The sequence below is a fragment of the Limibacter armeniacum genome (assembly GCF_036880985.1).
Classification (GTDB): Bacteria; Bacteroidota; Bacteroidia; order Cytophagales; family Flammeovirgaceae; genus Limibacter; species Limibacter armeniacum.
Genome location: NZ_JBAJNO010000008.1, coordinates 1575647 through 1594521, shown reverse-complemented (window position 1 = coordinate 1594521; position 18875 = coordinate 1575647). Strand labels below are relative to the sequence as shown.

18 protein-coding genes are annotated in these 18875 nt (G+C 37.8%); 12 read left to right on the top strand and 6 right to left on the bottom strand.

Annotated features, from left to right (window positions below; genetic code table 11):
- Positions 1 to 208: 208 nt before the first annotated feature.
- The gene (corA, locus tag V6R21_RS12605) at positions 209 to 1201 is read right to left on the bottom strand and encodes a magnesium/cobalt transporter CorA (protein ID WP_334243974.1); all 993 of its coding nucleotides are present in this window, start codon (positions 1199 to 1201) and stop codon (positions 209 to 211) included.
- Positions 1202 to 1286: 85 nt separating this feature from the next.
- Between corA and V6R21_RS12600 the strand changes: the two genes are divergently transcribed.
- Entirely contained in the window at positions 1287 to 1823 is a 537-nt protein-coding gene (locus tag V6R21_RS12600; protein ID WP_334243973.1) for a mechanosensitive ion channel domain-containing protein, read from the top strand.
- 95 nt (positions 1824 to 1918) lie between these two features.
- On the opposite strand, the gene V6R21_RS12595 is transcribed toward V6R21_RS12600, so the two are convergent.
- On the bottom strand, positions 1919 to 2137 hold the full coding sequence (locus V6R21_RS12595) for a hypothetical protein (RefSeq protein WP_334243972.1): 219 nt from the start codon (positions 2135 to 2137) through the stop codon (positions 1919 to 1921).
- 401 nt (positions 2138 to 2538) lie between these two features.
- On the opposite strand from V6R21_RS12595, the gene V6R21_RS12590 reads away from it, so the two are divergent.
- The 9 genes from V6R21_RS12590 (at position 2539) to V6R21_RS12550 (ending at position 14419) form a co-directional block, all read left to right on the top strand.
- Positions 2539 to 2742: a YwbE family protein gene (locus tag V6R21_RS12590; RefSeq protein WP_334243971.1), complete on the top strand. Its 204-nt coding sequence runs from the start codon at positions 2539 to 2541 to the stop codon at positions 2740 to 2742.
- Between the two features lie 443 nt (positions 2743 to 3185).
- On the top strand, positions 3186 to 4880 hold the full coding sequence (locus V6R21_RS12585) for a hypothetical protein (RefSeq protein WP_334243970.1): 1695 nt from the start codon (positions 3186 to 3188) through the stop codon (positions 4878 to 4880).
- Positions 4881 to 5046: 166 nt separating this feature from the next.
- On the top strand, positions 5047 to 6027 hold the full coding sequence (locus tag V6R21_RS12580; protein WP_334243969.1) for a hypothetical protein: 981 nt from the start codon (positions 5047 to 5049) through the stop codon (positions 6025 to 6027).
- 70 nt (positions 6028 to 6097) lie between these two features.
- Positions 6098 to 8134 (top strand): hypothetical protein, encoded by a 2037-nt coding sequence (locus tag V6R21_RS12575; protein ID WP_334243968.1) that lies wholly within the window; start codon positions 6098 to 6100, stop codon positions 8132 to 8134.
- Between the two features lie 517 nt (positions 8135 to 8651).
- Positions 8652 to 10142, top strand: a complete 1491-nt coding sequence (locus V6R21_RS12570) for a hypothetical protein (RefSeq protein WP_334243967.1) — start codon at positions 8652 to 8654, stop codon at positions 10140 to 10142.
- The gene (locus V6R21_RS12565; protein ID WP_334243966.1) at positions 10063 to 10689 is read left to right on the top strand and encodes a hypothetical protein; all 627 of its coding nucleotides are present in this window, start codon (positions 10063 to 10065) and stop codon (positions 10687 to 10689) included. Before V6R21_RS12570 ends, V6R21_RS12565 begins: the two co-directional genes overlap by 80 nt.
- A 464-nt stretch (positions 10690 to 11153) precedes the next feature.
- On the top strand, positions 11154 to 12941 hold the full coding sequence (locus V6R21_RS12560) for a hypothetical protein (protein WP_334243965.1): 1788 nt from the start codon (positions 11154 to 11156) through the stop codon (positions 12939 to 12941).
- A gap of 92 nt (positions 12942 to 13033) precedes the next feature.
- Positions 13034 to 13522, top strand: coding sequence for a DUF427 domain-containing protein (locus V6R21_RS12555; protein ID WP_334243964.1), 489 nt, complete (start codon positions 13034 to 13036; stop codon positions 13520 to 13522).
- Between the two features lie 102 nt (positions 13523 to 13624).
- Positions 13625 to 14419 (top strand): SDR family NAD(P)-dependent oxidoreductase, encoded by a 795-nt coding sequence (locus V6R21_RS12550; protein WP_334243963.1) that lies wholly within the window; start codon positions 13625 to 13627, stop codon positions 14417 to 14419.
- 144 nt (positions 14420 to 14563) lie between these two features.
- On the opposite strand, the gene V6R21_RS12545 is transcribed toward V6R21_RS12550, so the two are convergent.
- The 3 genes from V6R21_RS12545 to V6R21_RS12535 are packed head-to-tail and all read right to left on the bottom strand — an operon-like array spanning position 14564 to position 16227.
- Entirely contained in the window at positions 14564 to 15175 is a 612-nt protein-coding gene (locus tag V6R21_RS12545) for a hypothetical protein (RefSeq protein WP_334243962.1), read from the bottom strand.
- A gap of 24 nt (positions 15176 to 15199) precedes the next feature.
- On the bottom strand, positions 15200 to 15724 hold the full coding sequence (locus tag V6R21_RS12540; protein WP_334243961.1) for a DUF4269 domain-containing protein: 525 nt from the start codon (positions 15722 to 15724) through the stop codon (positions 15200 to 15202).
- A gap of 53 nt (positions 15725 to 15777) precedes the next feature.
- Positions 15778 to 16227 (bottom strand): hypothetical protein, encoded by a 450-nt coding sequence (locus tag V6R21_RS12535; protein ID WP_334243960.1) that lies wholly within the window; start codon positions 16225 to 16227, stop codon positions 15778 to 15780.
- Between the two features lie 163 nt (positions 16228 to 16390).
- Here V6R21_RS12535 and V6R21_RS12530 point away from each other — a divergent pair, with 163 nt between their 5' ends.
- Complete coding sequence (locus V6R21_RS12530) at positions 16391 to 17368, top strand: oxidoreductase family protein (RefSeq protein ID WP_334243959.1); 978 nt, start codon at positions 16391 to 16393, stop codon at positions 17366 to 17368.
- Positions 17369 to 17379: 11 nt separating this feature from the next.
- Positions 17380 to 18270, top strand: coding sequence for an inositol monophosphatase family protein (locus tag V6R21_RS12525; RefSeq protein WP_334243958.1), 891 nt, complete (start codon positions 17380 to 17382; stop codon positions 18268 to 18270).
- Positions 18271 to 18276: 6 nt separating this feature from the next.
- On the opposite strand, the gene V6R21_RS12520 is transcribed toward V6R21_RS12525, so the two are convergent.
- On the bottom strand, positions 18277 to 18708 hold the full coding sequence (locus V6R21_RS12520) for a hypothetical protein (RefSeq protein WP_334243957.1): 432 nt from the start codon (positions 18706 to 18708) through the stop codon (positions 18277 to 18279).
- Positions 18709 to 18875 lie beyond the last annotated feature (167 nt).

Sequence of the window (18875 nt, the reverse complement as noted above, 5' to 3'; positions counted from 1 at the left end):
ATGCTACACTTTCAGGGCTGAAAATATCATTTACACGACGATGGACTAAAGTCAATCGTTGACATACTTTGTCCTGAAAGGGTTTTATAAAATAGCTATGAGATTCATCCCATTGCCATATTCTGCCCTAAAGGACGAAATAATCCTAATCCATCACTCACATTAAAATAAAAAGGCTTGAATGAGAAAACCATTCAAGCCTTTTTACTTACATCCAACCTTTGCGCCTCATATAGTAGATCATTCCTCCCGCAATAGCAGCCATCACTCCCATTGCGGCTGGATAGCCATACTTCCATCCAAGCTCAGGCATATCTTGGAAATTCATTCCATACAGACCTGCCACAAAAGTGATCGGAATAAAAATCGTTGAAACCACGGTAAGTACTTTCATTACCTGGTTGGTGTTTTCGCTTAGCTTATAATGATACAGGTTGATCAAGTCCATCAGTCGCTCTCGCAAGTACTCAAAGTTCGTGTTCAACAAGTAAAGATGGTCAAAGACATCTTCCATATAAGTGAGTGTGGACTTATCAAAAAAGCTTGGAGGCTCTGTCTTGATCTTTTTAACCTCTGTAATAAGTGGAAAAGTAAACTTTCGCATACGGTTCATCTGCCGCTTCATCTTGATAATCTCGTTCAGCGTAACAGAATCCTCCCCTTCCAGCAGACTGTTTTCCATCCGCTCAGCGCGTTCCCTCATTTCTTCCATAATCTCGAGGTAATGATCTACCAAAGTATCTATTAGCACATAGAACAGATAATCTGACTTACCTTTTCGGATACTGCCACTCCCCTCTTTGATCTTTAGTCTTACCGTATCAAAAATATCTCCCGGATATTCCTGAAGCAGCAAAAGGCTGTCTTCAAACAGCAATACACCAACATGCTCATAGTCAAACCTTTTCTTCCCTTCAGAATAGGTAAAGATTTTCATAATCAGGAAACAATGGTCTTCAAATACATCCAACTTGGGTAAGTGATTGGTATTTAGAATATCCTCTGTAGTCAGTTGATGGAACTTGAAGATCTTTTCAGCAGCCTTAACCACATGTCTATCCAAGGTCTGGATATTCACCCAATGCACCAATCCTCCGTTCTGATTGAGTGAGTTGACAATTTCTTCGGTGCTATCAGTCTGAAGCTCCGTATAGTTTTCGCGGCTATAATTTATTAATTGAATCTGAGGTGAAGTTTGCATAGAATATCAAGTTGAAATTACGATACCATAAGCTTTCCAAAGCGGCATAAATACTATATTTGCTTTTCAAAAACAAAATACAAATATGAGTACTACCGACATTCAGATTATACTTACAGCTTTGGCTTTAGGGCTGTCACTTTTATTAAGGTTTTTAACCCGAAGATTAATCGGCACTTATGTCGAAAGGCACAACTATTCCCTCAAAAGGCAAACATACGTCCGCAAGACAAGTGATTTTCTTCTATTTGTCTTGACTATAACGATAGTAGCTATTATCTGGGAAGTCTCCTTCCATGGTCTGTCCGTATATTTTGTTTCTTTTTTCACCGTAATAGGTGTAGCATTCTTTGCTTCATGGTCAATATTAAGCAATATCACAGCTTCTTTGGTACTGTTTTTCAACTACCCTTTTAAAATTGGAGAAAAAATCAGAATTCAGGATGGGGATAACTCAATTGAAGGGGAAGTAATTGACATCAACCTTTTCAACGTCAGGATTCTTGATGAGCGTGGCAATCAGGTTTCATATCCAAATAACTTGGCAGTCCAGAAACCTATCATCAATATTAGGCTTGATGCCCCTGAAGATTCATATGATGAAATGGGACACAACCTGTAAAACAAAAAAGACCTTTAGGCTGCATACTTCATTTACATGCAGTCAAAGGTCTTTTTCTATATTAAGTATTCAGAAAGACTTGTCCTATTTATTGATTAATGTAAGGTAAGGTGACTTCCCTCACAGTGCTTCATACAATCCCCGAAGTGCTGACTCAATTCAACAAAAGTTGGCTCCAATTTTTCTTTCTTTGAAAACTGTCCAATATAGAATGGCATTCTATCCTCCCCAACTCTTTCAATTACACAATCAACATCCCACTCACCACCTTTCAGGACATCTTTAAGTTCATCCCAGTTTGTTATTTTTTTCATGACCTTTTGAAGTTTTAAGGTTTACAAGTCAGACTGCGAATCTTCAAAACAACAGTTCACGGCCCCCCAGTACAACACAGAAGATTCAGAGCCTAAAACACCACAAATAAAGCAACTTCAAACTTAGCTGATCAGCACTTTTGTTCGTTGTTTGCAGTAGCAATAAAGTACACGAAATGGAGTCAGTCAAGAAAAAAATATGATTATTTTTAAAAAAAATTAAAGAATAACAACCATCAACAACACTATTGACAATCCTCACCAAATCACACTTTTAAGGTCATTAAAAGCCATTTTAAATCAAAAAACGCCACAAAACCTACTTGCCAAATTCCAACTATTCCTTTGGGCTTATTCAGAATTTCTGAAATTGCAGTATTGGTAACAAAACCTGTATTAAAGTGGACGGAACTGTAAGAAAAAATATCAAGGAAGGAATGCTCGTCAGAGTTGTTCAGAAACAGGATCAAAGAACAGGCGAGCTGACTGAAGGAATTGTAAAAGCAATCCTGACCAAATCACCCAACCACCCTCATGGCATCAAGGTAAGACTGGACGATGGTACTGTAGGCAGGGTAAAGGAAATAGTAGAAGATGATTTTTAGGAAAACGGCTTATTGCCGTTTTTTTTATCCCCCGTTATTGCATAAATAAAAACCCCATTTTTTGAGGCATTACTGTAAAAAAGCGACAGTTTTTCTACGAAATCAGTTCTAAACAAAGTGTTTTGAATTTAACAAATCATAACACCCTGCATTCGTCGTTTTTTTACAATGGTGCCCAATCTGGATCCTCTTACATTTGGATATATTCTTACAACTAGCATTACTGAAATCAACCAATTCAAATAATTAAACGATTGTTCCACTAAACTTTTAACCAGAAGCCAAAACACACCAACAAACACTGCTACCTACCTTTCTTTAATATCCAAAATTCCAATTCAGAATAACCTGTTAAAGAATAGGTATTTCTAACAAACTGTGCTTTTGCACTAACTATTACTATTCAATTATCATTTCAACCAAACCAATTACAATTATTTAAAATGAAAAAAATTTCAAACCTAATGTTGCTATTAGCTGCATTGCTGGTAGCCTTTACATCCTGTCAGAAGGAAGATGATGCTGCGAACCCATCAAGTATTCCTGTAGAACTCACATTCTCAGCAGCAGACCTTTCCAACGCTAGAACCACTACAAAAGAGTATCATTTTGGAGAGTGTGACAACTTGATTGACTTGGAGCACCTAGAAAACTATAAGGTTTGCTTGGGCCTAACATTTACTGACAAAGTATTTGAACTAGAAATCGACAGAGTAAATGGTGATAAGTATTCTCTTAAAGGACTTGATCTTGCTCCAGGCAACTATGATATATCTCTGTTTATTGTAAAAGAGAAGCAAGGTGACGGTACTTATGAACCGATCATGTTGTTGCCGCTTGGAGATAGCCCTTATGCTGATTTCGTTCAGAATGATCTCAATTTTGACGTATTCGAAAGAGGTAAGAACCATTTAAACCTTGAAGTACTTTGTCTTGGAGAAGAAGATGTACTGTCAAACTATGGTTATATCTTTTTCCATTTCGAGCCAATTCCTATCAAACGCATATACTTCTTTACAAACTACTGTGACGAAAACAACAAGCACCAAGTCGCAGGCATGAAAGGTATTGTAAAGAGAAAGTGTGATGGTGAAATCATCTATGTTGATAAAGTTTTCTCGAAGCCTGTAGGTAACGGTGGTTCGCAATTGGTTGACAAATGGGGCAATCCTGATTTCTTATGTTTGCCTGTACATGACGGTTGTGATGAAGGATTTGAAATCTGGATTTACACTTACCCTGTTATGGAAGGCTATGTAGGCAGCGATAATTCATTCAGCGAAGCTTATTCACAAGTTGAGCCTCTTGAATCGTACCATATTGACCTAACTTATGAAGAAGTTTGTAAAGTCAGAGACCGTCAAGCAACTGACCTAAGAGATAAATTCAAAGAAGCATTTGGAATGGATGTCAACTACTTTCCAAACAGTGACAACATTGGAGTTGTACACGTAAACCCTGATGCTTGTGACGAAGGAGAGTTAGGCACTTGTGAAGGCGAACCTATCTGCTTGCTTGAGGCTACAAGAGGTACAGTAGAAGCATGTGATTATAATGTAAAATGTGAAGGTAACGATGCTGATCACCTGCTTACAATCCTAAACTTCAAAGACCAAGGAAACCTGAACTTCATTGCTTATAAAGGTGATAATGAGTGCGGAGTTACTGTAACAAAGAAAACTGAAATGATTTATGACAGAGAAGTTACATTTAAAATCATAGAGGGATATGTAAAAGAAAAAGACAATAAAGTAGATGGTATATTTGCTTTCAGAATGAAACTGAAACTTATTGACTCTGATTACAAAAAACTGGAGTTAAGCTGCTATTTACCTCAGCCTTATGAGGATTGGGATAGATACAAACTTGTTGAGACTACGCTAAAAAGTGACTCCAAAGAGTTTATCATCACAGAAGATCCATATTCTAAATTCTTGTGCGGTGCAGGTGCCAGCAACAAGATTGGTATCGTAAGCGACACAAACTATAACAAGTATTGGGCTTATGGTATCTCAGGTTGGTTCAAGTGGTCTTTAACTACTCGTTATGGAACATCTGAAGGTAGAGGTGATGTAAATGCCATTATGAAAGATTGTAACGGTCTGATTACTGTACCAATCAACCACAACCCTGAATAATCCATTGACTTATTGACATAAATAACTTCCAGTCAGAAAGGCTACTTTAGGGCTGGAAGTTTTTCTTTAATCAACTAAAACTAATCACACTAATACACCTACCTATACAGACAAGATGATGTGAAGTTTTCATCTTAATGAACCTACTTCCTTGACCAATTCAACCATGAAAACACATCAGTATTTGAATATTAGTAACATGGTTAAAGCTTATTTCTTCTTACTCTTTCTTTTTTTATGCGGATGCCACAAAGAAGATCTTGTAGCAGAAATACCGAACCCAACTCCTCCTATTCAATCATTAATTACAATAAGTTTTTCACTTGCTGACATTACAGCTTTGAGTGACTCTACCAATACTGCAACTAGTCTCACAAGTGGTTGTGACTATTCTGAGACTAATATTAATCAATACAAAGCCTTGGTAAATATCCTTAAAGCAGATGACAGCATTGTTTATAAAGAACTAAATATCACAAAGAGAGATAACGACAAATTTATACTTGAAACCTTTGAACTGGAACCTGCCAACTATACCATAACCAGTTTCATTTTAGTAAAAAAGCTAGATGGTGGTTCTTATTCAGAAGCTATGGTAATGCCCTCGTCTGGCCATATGTTCGCAAAGGAATTGTCAGATCAAATCCCAAACGAATATGAACTGAAAGTCAAAGAACAAGAAGATTCGTTTTTAGATATTCAGGTTATCTGTAAAAAAGAAGATATCCCATTATCCGACTATGGATACATGTATAAAGAAGACAAACCTGTAAGAGTAAAAAAGGTATATGCCTTTGCCAATTACTGTGACGAAAATGGGAATTACCAAGTAGCCTCTATCACTGGTAAAGTTGAAAGGTTATGTACAGAAGACAAAACGCCAGAAGTGGTATCAGAAGATAAGGCTAATGCAGTAGCTACAAACGGTGGATCAAAACTGGAAGATGACTTTATATGCCTCACAGTCCATGATGATTGTAATGACAAATTCCGAATCACTGTAAAAGCTTATCCATATAACACTGATCTTAATCACTTAGATGGCGTCAGCCCCGAAGCCACCTTCCAATTCCATTTGACATATGATGAGGTTTGTATACTTACTGAAAACAGTAACCTGATTAGCCTGACCAAAAAGTGTAAATAACTAAACAACCATTACTTACCAATCAATACAATTCAATTATAATTTCTACAGAACCAATTCTAATTACACAATGAAAAACTTCAGAAACTTGTATTTACTACTAGCTTCACTGCTGGTAGCATTTACAGCATGTAACAACCAAGAAGACGATGCGGCTTCACCGTCAAGCGTACCCGTAGAACTTTCCTTCTCAACAGGAAGTCTTTCAAATGCCAGAACGGCAACACCAGCTCCTTACTTCGGAGAATGTGAAAACTTAATTGACTTGGAACACCTAGAAAACTATAAGGTTTGCTTAGGTCTAACATTTACTGACAGAGTATTTGAACTAGAAATTGACAGACTAAATGGTGATAAATATTCTCTAAAAGGGCTTGCGCTTCCTCCTGGCAACTATGATATATCTTTGTTTGTTGTAAAAGAGAAGCAAGATGACGGTTCTTATGAACCGATCATGTTGTTGCCGCTTGGAGATAGCCCTTATGCTGATTTCGTTCAGAATGAACTCAATTTTGACGTATTCGAAAGAGGTAAGAACCACTTAAGCCTCGAAGTACTTTGCCTAGGTGAAGAAGATGTACTATCAAACTACGGATACATTTTTTTTCACTTTGAGCCTGTGCCAATTAAGCGTGTTTACTTTTTCGCAAACTATTGCGATGAAGAAAACATCCACCAAGTAGCAGGCCTCTATGGTGAAGTAGCAAGAATATGCGGTGATGCTCAAGAAGAAGTAATTTTTAGTGACAAAGTTTTCTCCATTCCAGTTGGTAATGGTGGTTCTCAACTGGTAGATGATTACAAAAATCCAGACTTTCTTTGTTTACCTGTTCATGCCTCTGACGATTGTAAATTTATTATCAGATTCAATACCTACGGAAAAAGTCCCAGCGCAGATGGCCAACTTGTCCTTGGACCAAAACTTACTGACAAAAAATGGGATTTTGAACAGATGTTTACCTTCGATGAGATCTGTGAAATCAGGGACAAGAAGTTTGACCTTGCAACGCTTGACCTTACCTACTATCCAAATGGAGACGACCGCACTGGTATAGGCCACTACAACTCTGACGCTTGTGATGAAGGTGAGCTAGGAATGGACCCTTGCGAAGATCCTGAATTTGAGACATACCGTCTATGCGAAGCAACAACTTACCAAATCCCTGATATGTTCACTCCGGGATGTAAAGTAGGAAGTGCAGACCATTTGTTCACTTTATTCGATGTTCAAGGAGAGAAACTTGATTTGAAAGCTGTTGAAGGTAAATCATTCTTGCAAGTTGATGGTGACAATAAAAAACTATTTGGTGTTGCTGAGGTATATAAATCTTCAAATGGTGCTAGTGAGTGGATTGGTAGAAAATTCAAGTTCAAAATTATCCTTGAAAAGAATGAGAATACAAACTATAAAGTAGAACTAGGATGCTATCCGTCAGTTCCTACTGAAGCATGGGTTTCTTACACTTTCAAATACGGTCACCTAGAAGGAATAGGTAACAGCTATGAGTTTATATTAAAAGAAACAGCAGGTGACTACAAAGACTTTTTCTGTGGTCCTGCAGCCAGCAACAAAATCGGTACTGTCACAAAAGAATACTTAAAATATTGGGCTAGAGGACTGTCAGGATGGTTCGGTTATAAACTCAAGAAAGATGGTGAGGTTATCGCAACCAAAGAATCACAAGGTGGTGATATCAATGCCATCTTGAAAGATTGTAATGGAGACTTAATCTTAACTATTTGTAAACCTGACAGCAATGAAGATGACTGTACTCCTGGTATTTCATACGTTGCTTTTAAAGTGATTTGTGGAGATAAAAAATACGTTGTAAAGTATGAAACAGGAAGTGGTTGGGAGTCAGACCCAGGAAAATTCCCTAAATTTGAAGGCTTTGAAACTGACATAGATATGTACACGCCAATTTCAGGTAGTGATTTAGGCATAATGTACAGTGAAATAACTGAAGAGGTAACAATCCCTATGTCATGTATTTTGCAAGAAGTCGTAGTTAAGGGTGGCTTAAAGTGTAATTACTATAATGCTCCTATTGACAATGGAACATTTGGTGTAGGATGTCCGGCTGGTCAGGGTCCAAGCCCTTTATAATTTAAGTACTTAATAGAATCATATACCCCCCTCCCAATCGAGCACACTACTGATTGGAGGGGGTTTCTCTTTATTTTTTCATTCGAAATTTATTTGTCGCAATTATACACAAAAGCACATATTACAATCGCTTATATTAGATGCATAACAAATTTGAAACTACTCAAACAACAATATACATACACTTCAAAAACTTTGTCGTTTTTTTACAAAGCATTACAAATCAGATACTACTATCTTTATATCATAAAACACACAAAGCGAATAATTAGCCCTTTTCATAATTCAAACTCAAAACAATCAAACACTCCTTTTCCTAAACAATTAAAATCAGACATTAGTAAGACACTTCTTCGTGTCTTACCAGATTGTTTTATCTAATTTTTTGTAGCAGGTCATTGGGCCTGCAAGGTGCTTGGTTTTGCAGGCACATGGCCGCAAGCCAAGAATAATTGAAAGTACACTTTATTATCATTATTAATTAACAGCCTAAACCTAGCTTTAATCAGCTAAAACCATGAAAAAAATTTCTAATCTATTGCTGCTGCTGACAGCCTTGTTAGTAGTATTTACTGGATGTCAAAACAATGATGATGACATCGCCTCCCCTTCAAAATCACTCAACTCTGACAAAGTAGCCATTGACTTTTCATTCTCCACTTCAATCCTATCCAATGCAAGGGTTGCCGCAGATGAATTTGTCAATAACAATGGAAATATTATTGGTAATGGTGTAAGGGAAACATTTGGAGAATGTGACTTGCAGGCAGATGGAGAATACTGGGCTTATATAGTATTGGAGCACTCTGGTAGTTTCACTACTGTCTGGCTACCTGTTGTCGCTAGCCAAGTCTCAGATGGTGAAATTCAGAAATTCTATGTAGAAGGTCTTTCATTGATTCCAGATGAATATGTCATGTCCTGCTTCATAATTTACGAAGAAAGTGGAGACACAGATGGCCTTCAATCTGACGAGGACTACATTAAGGCTTCTTTACCTATCACTGGCGCTTATGCTGACTTTGTAAATGGATCTGACGGTTCAGAAGACTACTATACATTTACTGTAAGAGCAAATTCTAAAATGAACTGGCATCTTGAAGTACTGTGTATCAACGACGCTGATATGCTTAGTGAATTCGGTTACCTGTTTGCCAACAATGTACCTGTTTCTGTGAAAAGGCTTTACTTCTATACCAACTTCTGCGCAGGCTTTGAACACAGATTGGCTAGTATGAGAGGTAGAGTACTTTGCGGTGAGGATGTCATCTTCAGAGATCGGGTTTGGGCTATAGAATTAGACAATGGAAGTGCTTGGCAAGGCTCGTCTTACCAATTAGTAAACAGAAATAACAATCCTGATTACCTTTGCCTACCATTTCATAATGGAAGTGGATGTGAGACTTTTACTGTTCAAATCCAGCTTTTTGATATTGCAGAGACAGCAGGTCAACCTTTCTCAGATCTGAATAACATAACACCTACTATGGATCAAGTTATTGAATTCTCAATTACTTACGATCAGGTTTGTGATATTAGAAGTGGCAACCTTTTGTTAGCTGATTACCTGTTACTTGAAGGAATCTTAAGCTCTGATGAGATTGCATTACTAGGTGGTGTTGGATTTGGAGAATATGAGGAGGATGTAACGATTCCTACAGTGCATTTTGGTTATGACCTAAACTGTAATGGCCAAGGTGATGATGACGATGATGATGATGACGATGATGATGATGACGATGATGATGACGATGATGATGACGATGACGATGACGATGATGATGATGATGATGATGATGACGATGATGATGACGATGATGATGATGACGATGATGATGATGATGACGATGATGATGATGATGATGATGATGATGATGATGACGATGATGATGACGATGATGATGATGATGATGATGATGATGATGACGATGATGATGACGATGATGATGATGACGATGATGACGATGATGATGATGATGATGATGATGACGATGATGATGATGATTAACAACATCTATGGAGGCTTACAGACACAATACGCTAACAGTGTTGATTTGCGCCTAAATGATGATGATGCTGGTGACAATATGGAATTATACTTTGAAACCTTATACAATGAAGGCTACGATGGCCCTCCAGGTGCAGATAAAGACCCTCTATATGATATGTCAATCATGGCTTCAATGGTATTTGATGAGCCTGTAGATGGGAAGTACCCAATAGATCAAGGGTATAGTGCAAACTACACTACACTGGCCTTTGACACTCAAATACCAACAGATATTGCAAGAGAGGTTTCTTTGGAGATCAATCTATTCTCAAATACATCTGGATATCAAAGCTTTGCTTTAGGATATAGAGATAATACAACAGGGTTTATTACACTTGTGCCTATGTCATTCAGAGATTATACTGTTACCAGAGATTACACAGTCTATGATAATTTCACAGTACCGGCTATGGCTAACAGTACCTTGGTTTTCATTTCTGATACAGGACAAGGTCAAACACGCTTCGCATTCTGTGGTCTAACTATTTGCCCAACACCACAATAAATAAACTAATGTTCATCAACAACAAAAGCCACTATACCAGTGGCTTTTGTTGTTAAACTTATGAGGCTAACACACATCCTTATATACAAGAAAAAACGACATATATAGAAATAAAATCAACATCTAAACAAATAATATTTTGTCGTTTTTTTACACAGACACACTAAATTTCTTTCAGTATCTTCACATCACAAACTAATAACAAAGCGAATAATTACATTTTGTTTAACCCTAAATTATTATTAAAAATCAAGCTAGAAACGTAATGTTTCAAATAAAAGTTTTTGGAAATAACCCCACCCAAAAATCAAAAAAAAGCCCTTCTCAAGGCTGTTTAACCAGATACTTTTACTGATACATTACTTTCTTTTCAATCCTTTTGACTAAATAAAAACACCCCTTTTAGTCAAAAAAACACCTAACAAGTAAGTTTATTTTAACTCATTTTCAATTAGCTAAAAACCATGAAAAAAATTTCTAATCTATTATTACTACTAACAGTCTTATTAGTAGTATTTTCTGGATGCCAGAACAATGAAGATGACATTGCCTCCCCGTCTAAATCACCCAACTCAAACAAAGTAGCCATTGACTTTTCATTCTCAACCTCAATGTTATCCAATGCAAGGGTTGCTGCAGACGAAATTATCAATAACAATGGAAATATCGTTGGCAATGGCGTAAGGGAAACATTTGGAGAATGTGACTTGCAGGTTGATGCAGAGTATTGGGCCTATATTGTCTTGGAGTCAGACGGAGTAGCCCTAGACCCTGTTTGGCTTCCTGTTGTGGCAAGTGAAGTCACAGATGGCGAAATCCAGAAGTTCTATGTTGAAGGACTTTCCCTGATACCTGAAGAGTATGTTCTTACTTGTTTTATCATTTATGAAGAGAACGGTGACAATGGAGGTCTTCAAACCGATCAAGACATCATTAAAGCATCATTGCCTATCTCAGGTGCTTATGCTGATTTTGTAAACGGGTCTGATGGCTCAGAAGACTATTATACATTTGTTGTAAGAGAAAACTCCAAAATGAACTGGCACCTTGAAGTATTGTGTATCAATGATGCTGATATGCTTAGTCAGTTTGGTTACCTTTTTGCCAACAATGTACCTGTTTCGGTAAAAAGACTTTACTTCTACACCAACTACTGTGAAGGTTATGAACACAAGCTGGCAAGTATGAGAGGTAGAGTACTTTGTGGTGGGGAAGAAGTAATCTTTAGAGATAGAGTTTGGGCGGTTCAGGAAGGTAATGGGGCCACTTGGCAAGGAACCTCTACTCAACTGGTTAACCGTAATGGAAACCCTGATTACCTCTGCTTAGCATTTCATAACGGAAGTAACTGTGGTGGAGTCTTTACAGTTCAAATCGAATTGTTTGAAGTAGCCGAAGAGGCTGGGCAACCACTCTCTGAACTGGAAAATATTACGCCTACTGAAAGTCAAATGATTGAATTCTCCATTACTTATGATCAGATCTGTGATATCAGAGATGGTGAAGCAACTTGGGCTGACTATTTTGACGAAGAACTGATACAGCTACTGGGTGGAGTTGGTTATGGTGAATATGAAGAAGAAGCAACCGTACCTACCGTTCACTTTGGAGGAGAACTGATTTGTACCCCAACATCAGAAGAAGAATGTAGAACATACTTGACCCCAGGTACTTCAATAGAAGAAGTTGTTGAGAGCGGAATTACTTTCTATGGGTATAACTTCTTACCTTTATACAACCTCACTAATGGAGTCAATACAAATGATTGGCTCAATGACGAGGTTCCAAATCCATTTGGTTCCAACTTCCCGGCAATTAAAGATAACCTTTTAACTGCTACCCAAGTTTTTGAAGAACTGGTAGGGGAAGAAGGTGAAAAGTTAACTTCTAATGATGATTTTGAAGATCAAGGAACTGTTATCATAGATTTAGGCGAAGGTAACAGCAATGATGAGGTTACTTTAAAAATTAATATCATTGATAATGTTGAAGAAACATTTTTAGGTGATGTTCCAAGTACACTTCAATTCCAACTTGGTTATCGAGATCCAATATCAGATGAGATCATATTAATTGGCAATGTTGTAGAATATGTAGGAGAAGCTACTGAAGGCGAACAAACTGTATTCGAAAACGAATCTATTGGTACTCTTCCTGAAGGCGCACATATCATTGTAATCTATGACACAAGTGTAGAAAGTCAGTTTGCGTTCTGCGAACTTACAATCTGCTCTGGCACCTCTCCTCAATAAACTCTATCAACACATTAGTATTTAACAGACCACCCACTCAGGGTGGTCTTTATTTTTATAAACATTTCTCATAAACAGCTTTTTAATACTTTATGAAAATAATCAAGCCAAAAGCTGGACAAGAATCTGTTTGGGACTATCCTCGTCCACCTATTGCTGAAAGGGTCAGTAAACACATCAAAATCTTTTTTGACGGAATGGAAATTGCCAATACAAACCGTTCATGGCGTGTATTGGAAACCAGCCATCCACCTGTATACTATATTCCTGTGGAAGATTTCAAAACGGGTATACTGATCCCTAGCGACAAAACTTCAAACTGTGAATTCAAGGGCATTGCTCACTATTACCATATTCAGGGAGAAAGTATTGAAATACGGAACGCAGCTTGGTACTACCCTAATCCTAACAAAGGATTTGAAACGATCAAGAATCATGTTGCCGTTTACCCTTCAATGATGGATAAATGCACTGTTAATGATGAAGTGGTAAGGGCACAAGAAGGAGACTTCTATGGTGGCTGGATTACAAAAGACATTGTGGGACCTTTCAAAGGTGGTACTGGAACTTGGGGATGGTAATTGATTTTAGTCAGCATGGCTGCGTTTTCAAACTATCAAGAAGTTAGGGCTGTTAAGAAGTCAGTACATTTATTATTCTCTTCTCTAAACCAGGTTTCTCAGATGGACTTACAATTGAATGGTAAACTCGCTTTTATAAGCGGCTCTACCAAAGGTATAGGAAAAGCGATCGCTATTACGCTATTGAAAGAGGGCGCAAAAGTAATAGTCAATGGACGAAATAATACTGATGAGGTAGTCTCTGAACTTTCTCAGTTCGGACAAGCTTTTGCCATAGAAGGAGACTTGTCAAATGAAGTGGATGCTAACCGGATTATTCAAGAAATTGAAAAAATTGGCAAACTTGATATTCTGATCAATAACATGGGGATTTTTAACCCTAAACCTTTTGAAGAGATTTCTGATCAAGAGTGGAAAACTTTTTTTGAAGTGAATGTACTGAGTACAGTCAGGTTATGTCGTCATTTTTTCCCAAAAATGCTGGACAGTGATTTTGGTAGAATTATCAATATCTCCAGTGAAGCTGGTATGAGAGGTCTTGAAAGTATGGTGCACTATTCTATGACCAAAGGAGCTCAATTGGTAATTGGGAGAGGACTTGCTAACCTTACCAAAGGAAGTGGCAAAGACATTACGGTAAATTCCGTACTACCCGGCCCAACCATGACAGAAGGTGTCAGTGCGTGGCTTAAGGAAAGTGCTGCTGTACAAGGTAAAACTGAAGAGCAGTTTGTTTTAGAATTCTTTAAGGAAACAGAGCCTGACTCACTTTTACAACGATTTATCAAGCCTCAGGAAATTGCCAATGTAGTCACTTTTATTGCATCTCCTTTGAGTGCCGCTATCAATGGGTCAAGTATCAAGGCCGAAGGTGGCTTGATCAAGACAATTGCATAATCAAAACTAATAGGAGCCTCCGTTTAGCTTAGCGTTGAACGGAGGCTTTTCAATATTTCCACTCTCCCCTCCATTCACTATTTCTTTCATTTAATTTATTACATTATTTTGTTTCCTGTAATGTTAAATATTTGAAAGAAAAAATTATTTCAAGAAATACCGTACTCCCAAAAGTGCACTGGATACGATTTCGATATTTAATGTAGTAAGGTATTTCTTGGCACCTTCCATTGATGCTTGAGCCAAAAATACAGCATCAGCCTCCTCTGCTACTGACTTGATAAAATCTGCAATAGCAAGTTCATATGCTTCCATATTACCATTTTCAAAATGAGCCCAAGCAGCAGAGCAATCACAAAATTCTATATGACTGACCATCCCTAATGAATCTGAAACCTCCTTAAAAAGTGTCAAAGTTGAAACTTTAGTAGCATTCGCAGTAAAAGCAACAACTATTTTCTTATAATTCTGCAGCAGGTATTCTACCGCAGGTCTGTCAATTCTCTCTACTCCTTCGAGCTTGTCTGCCTCCACCCCATAAGTTGAGCAGGTACAAACAATGGATAAAAAGCCTTTTTCCTTAATTCTGTTTATCTGATCATGAAACCCTTCAAGATCAACTTTCCCATCTGTAAGCGCCGATTGAAGTAATTCCTCATTCACAAAGTGTGTAACCGGTGTTTGAATATTATTTTGGGAAAGCAATAGGTCAAATCGTTTGATATGCGATGATGACGTATGTAAAAATGCTACCATACAATGATTTTTTTTTCTAAATATTTAATCAACTTTCCAAGCTAACAATGCTTTGTAAGGATCCCCCTTTAGCCCTAAAAGCTGTACAAATGCAGGCTCTGTTTTAATACCTCTTTCTTTTAGTTTTAAAACTTCCTGTCTGAAATCCTCGCCCTTCATCTTTAAGATTTGGTCTTCGATCAGCATATGACGAAAAGCATGCTGCTCTTCGGAAGGAATATCCTGAGCAAATATTTCAATTAGAAATTGCTTACCATAAAACCTAATAACCGTACAATCTATACCATCCCTGACTCTTTGATTTACTTCAAACCCACGCATTTCACCATAAGTATCAGTAACCAGTCCTATCAACTTTTGATGTTCTTTACATTGACATATGATATCTAGGTCACTATCCTTTATATCAATATTAATTGGGATGGTCCCTGCCAAAAGTGGATGATATGGTTTCAGTACTTCAAACAGTCGTAAACTCTGTAACTCACGAAATGCATCTTGCTGCTTTTGGTTGCCATGCACCAAATAATCAATTTTTAGAAAATTCACTCCCGCTTCCTTTTTGTCTAATCCAAACAAATACCTCCAAGAAAATAACGCTATCAGTTTGTCAGAATATCTCTTATAATTTTAAGATGATGCTCTGTATGTATTCTCATAAACTTGATTGATGTTTTCAGGTCAAGCCTTCCAAAATAAGGATGTTCGAAATTACTTTTTTCAGGAAGCCTCTTAATCTCATCTAACAATGACTTTGCATTTTCTAACTGAATATAAAGTTCCTCTTCTTTGATTTCCATTGGCGGACGCACCCCCTTGGGAGCTTTCGCAATACCCCTTGGTATTTTTCCCAGTGTAAGCACTAATAACTTTTTGAAACTGAAACTAGGCTTATAATCTTCTGGCGAAGATTTCTTTAACTCCAAACAGATGTTGTTCAATACTTTTAAAGAATGGTCTACATGCCACCCTACTTCGCTGCGAGATACTTTTTCATTAAGCTTACCCGCCTTTGGAATTACTTCCTGCAATTCTGCTAGCTGCTTTTCCATATAATGATGTCTTTACCTAAAATCGATTTTGTATTGATAAAGATAATCATCCTTTACACAAAGTATCGACTTGATACTGAAAAGTAGAGAATTTCAGTTCAGTCCGATTTACTATATTTGTCATCCATAACGGTAAATTCTATCCACCATATTAATGCTAATAATGAACAATCACTTTAAAAATACTATTCTGAAGGCTACTGGTGCCACTGATCTTTTTGAAATTGAAGTGATACAGCAATTATGGAGTGGATATGGACAAATTATCAGGTACGGACTGGAAGGAGCTACCACCAATAGTATTGTGGTAAAACACGTCAAACTCCCAAATGAACATAACCATCCTCGTGGTTGGAATACCAACATTTCCCATAACCGAAAACTTAAATCCTATCAGGTTGAAACGGCCTGGTATCAGCAATGGAGTAGCCTCTGTGACAATGACTGCAAAATACCTAATTGTCTTGCTTTTGAAGCTCAGGGCGATGAAGTATTGATCGTATTGGAAGATTTGGATGCTGCGGGGTTTCCTGCAAGAAAACATGCTGTTGGCTGGGATGAGATTGCAGCATGCCTCAAATGGCTAGCTTATTTCCACGCCACATTTATGGGAAAAAGACCGGATAACCTTTGGGAAACAGGCACCTATTGGCATCTGGATACCCGACCTGATGAACTGCAAGCTTTGACTGATTCAAAGTTGAAAGCGAATGCTTCACACATAGATCAGGTACTTCGAGAATCTCCTTTTCAGACAATTGTACATGGGGATGCCAAGCTTGCCAACTTCTGTTTTTCACAAGACGGTAAACATGTTGCGGCTGTGGACTTCCAGTATGTAGGAGGAGGCTGTGGAATGAAAGACGTTGCTTATTTTATCGGGAGCTGTCTGAATGAGGATGAATGCGAGGCAATGGAAGGCAAACTGCTGGATTATTATTTTCGTCAACTCAGAAGTGCCATCAAGGCAAAAGGAATAAATATCAATTTTACTGACCTTGAAAGTAACTGGCATGAAATGTTTCCGTTTGCTTGGACGGATTTTCACCGCTTCTTGAAAGGTTGGAGTCCCGGTCATTGGAAAATAAACAGTTACAGCGAGCAAATCGCCCAAGAAGTTATTGAAAAGTTGAATGCATAAATCACCAAATCATGAGACTTACCAACAGAGACCTTTTTTTGCTATGCCAATGTGCAATCTCTGCCGCTTTTCAAGCAGGTCACTTTATTGCAAACTACTCTCGTGAGCAGCTCAAAGTAGAAAGGAAAACAACTGGAGAAAGCCTTGCCGCACAAGTCGTCACAGAGGTTGACCGTTTAAGTCAGGAGCTTATCCTTCAAGTTCTGCATCCTACCTGTGAGCAATATGATTTGGCTTTACTGACGGAAGAAAGTGAGGACAACTTATCCAGACTCGAAAAAGACTTTTTCTGGTGTATCGATCCTCTAGACGGTACTTTACCATTTACAGAGTCCGTAGCTGGCTACTCAGTATCCATTGCTTTGGTTTCCAAAGAAGGCACTCCAATGATTGGTGTTATCTACGACCCTAATAGTCAGACACTCTTTCATGCTATCAAAGGTAATGGCGCTTTTCGCAATGCTCTTCCTTGGCGTTCCCACAATGTCTCTACAGATACTTTCACGTTTGTAACAGACAAAGGGTTCCTTCAACACAAACTGTATGATGTATATAAAGAGGGTATAGCACAGATAGGTCGTTCATTCGGATACGAATATACAAACATCATAGTACAAGGTGGTGCTGCCATGAATGCCTGCTGGGTTTTAGAATATGCTCCATCCTGCTATTTCAAACTACCCAAACCTACTGAAGGTGGTGGCAGTTTATGGGATTTTGCTGCCTCTGCCTGCATTTTTAAAGAAGCAAATGCTGAAGTTTCTGATATGTTCGGTGAGCAATTAGAACTAAATCGAAGAGACTCGACCTTTATGAACCACAAAGGGGCTTTGTATGCAAGCAACAAAGAAATAAAGGAAAGCGTAATGGCGCTTTATGAAAAAATTGGCAATCCTGTTTAATGAAATTCAGACTAACCACAGTCCTGCTTTTATACGAGATGTAAACAGGGATAACTGTACCTCAGGAAACACGCTTTTAAAGCTTGCTGCAAATTGCTCAGTAGCAATCTGACTGAATAGGTTTTCAGGCATTACTACGCCAACTTTTTTCACTCCTGTTTTGGACAGTTCTGGAAACCACATTTCCTTAATCCACTCCAACTCTGAAACCCAATTACAATTGAATTCAGCTAAGTCAATTAACATAAATTGAAAATGCTGACCATTCATGACTTCAAGGCTAAGGTATTGTCCTTCCCTCATCTCAGTAGTAGAGATATCCTTTCCTTTCCAGATAAAGTCCATCTGTGATTTTTGCTTCCAGAAATGAACTTGACAGTAAGGAAAAGGTTGGTCACTATCAGCTACTTGTGTGTAAAGTGTTTTCGTGATGTCCATAATGAACCTTCAATGGTTAGTTTAGCTATGATATACTGCTACAGCTTATTATTTTGACACAATTTATTACAGTCTCCTACATTTGTTTAGTCCAATACAATAAAACAAGTAAGGTAGTAATCTCTAAGCTTTTAGATTGTTATTTGCTATAGCATGTAGCTGATTTA

What these genes read in the sequence shown, in the direction of transcription:
- V6R21_RS12535 (WP_334243960.1), bottom strand. Translation starts at nt 16,227, where the DNA reads ATGGAAAAGCAGCTAGCAGAATTGCAGGAAGTAATTCCAAAGGCGGGT.
- V6R21_RS12560 (WP_334243965.1), top strand. Translation starts at nt 11,154, where the DNA reads ATGAAAAAAATTTCTAATCTATTATTACTACTAACAGTCTTATTAGTA.
- V6R21_RS12550 (WP_334243963.1), top strand. Translation starts at nt 13,625, where the DNA reads ATGGACTTACAATTGAATGGTAAACTCGCTTTTATAAGCGGCTCTACC.
- V6R21_RS12530 (WP_334243959.1), top strand. Translation starts at nt 16,391, where the DNA reads ATGAACAATCACTTTAAAAATACTATTCTGAAGGCTACTGGTGCCACT.
- V6R21_RS12555 (WP_334243964.1), top strand. Translation starts at nt 13,034, where the DNA reads ATGAAAATAATCAAGCCAAAAGCTGGACAAGAATCTGTTTGGGACTAT.
- corA (WP_334243974.1), bottom strand. Translation starts at nt 1,201, where the DNA reads ATGCAAACTTCACCTCAGATTCAATTAATAAATTATAGCCGCGAAAAC.
- V6R21_RS12520 (WP_334243957.1), bottom strand. Translation starts at nt 18,708, where the DNA reads ATGGACATCACGAAAACACTTTACACACAAGTAGCTGATAGTGACCAA.
- V6R21_RS12545 (WP_334243962.1), bottom strand. Translation starts at nt 15,175, where the DNA reads ATGGTAGCATTTTTACATACGTCATCATCGCATATCAAACGATTTGAC.
- V6R21_RS12580 (WP_334243969.1), top strand. Translation starts at nt 5,047, where the DNA reads ATGAAAACACATCAGTATTTGAATATTAGTAACATGGTTAAAGCTTAT.
- V6R21_RS12600 (WP_334243973.1), top strand. Translation starts at nt 1,287, where the DNA reads ATGAGTACTACCGACATTCAGATTATACTTACAGCTTTGGCTTTAGGG.
- V6R21_RS12570 (WP_334243967.1), top strand. Translation starts at nt 8,652, where the DNA reads ATGAAAAAAATTTCTAATCTATTGCTGCTGCTGACAGCCTTGTTAGTA.
- V6R21_RS12565 (WP_334243966.1), top strand. Translation starts at nt 10,063, where the DNA reads ATGATGATGACGATGATGATGATGACGATGATGACGATGATGATGATG.
- V6R21_RS12595 (WP_334243972.1), bottom strand. Translation starts at nt 2,137, where the DNA reads ATGAAAAAAATAACAAACTGGGATGAACTTAAAGATGTCCTGAAAGGT.
- V6R21_RS12525 (WP_334243958.1), top strand. Translation starts at nt 17,380, where the DNA reads ATGAGACTTACCAACAGAGACCTTTTTTTGCTATGCCAATGTGCAATC.
- V6R21_RS12585 (WP_334243970.1), top strand. Translation starts at nt 3,186, where the DNA reads ATGAAAAAAATTTCAAACCTAATGTTGCTATTAGCTGCATTGCTGGTA.
- V6R21_RS12575 (WP_334243968.1), top strand. Translation starts at nt 6,098, where the DNA reads ATGAAAAACTTCAGAAACTTGTATTTACTACTAGCTTCACTGCTGGTA.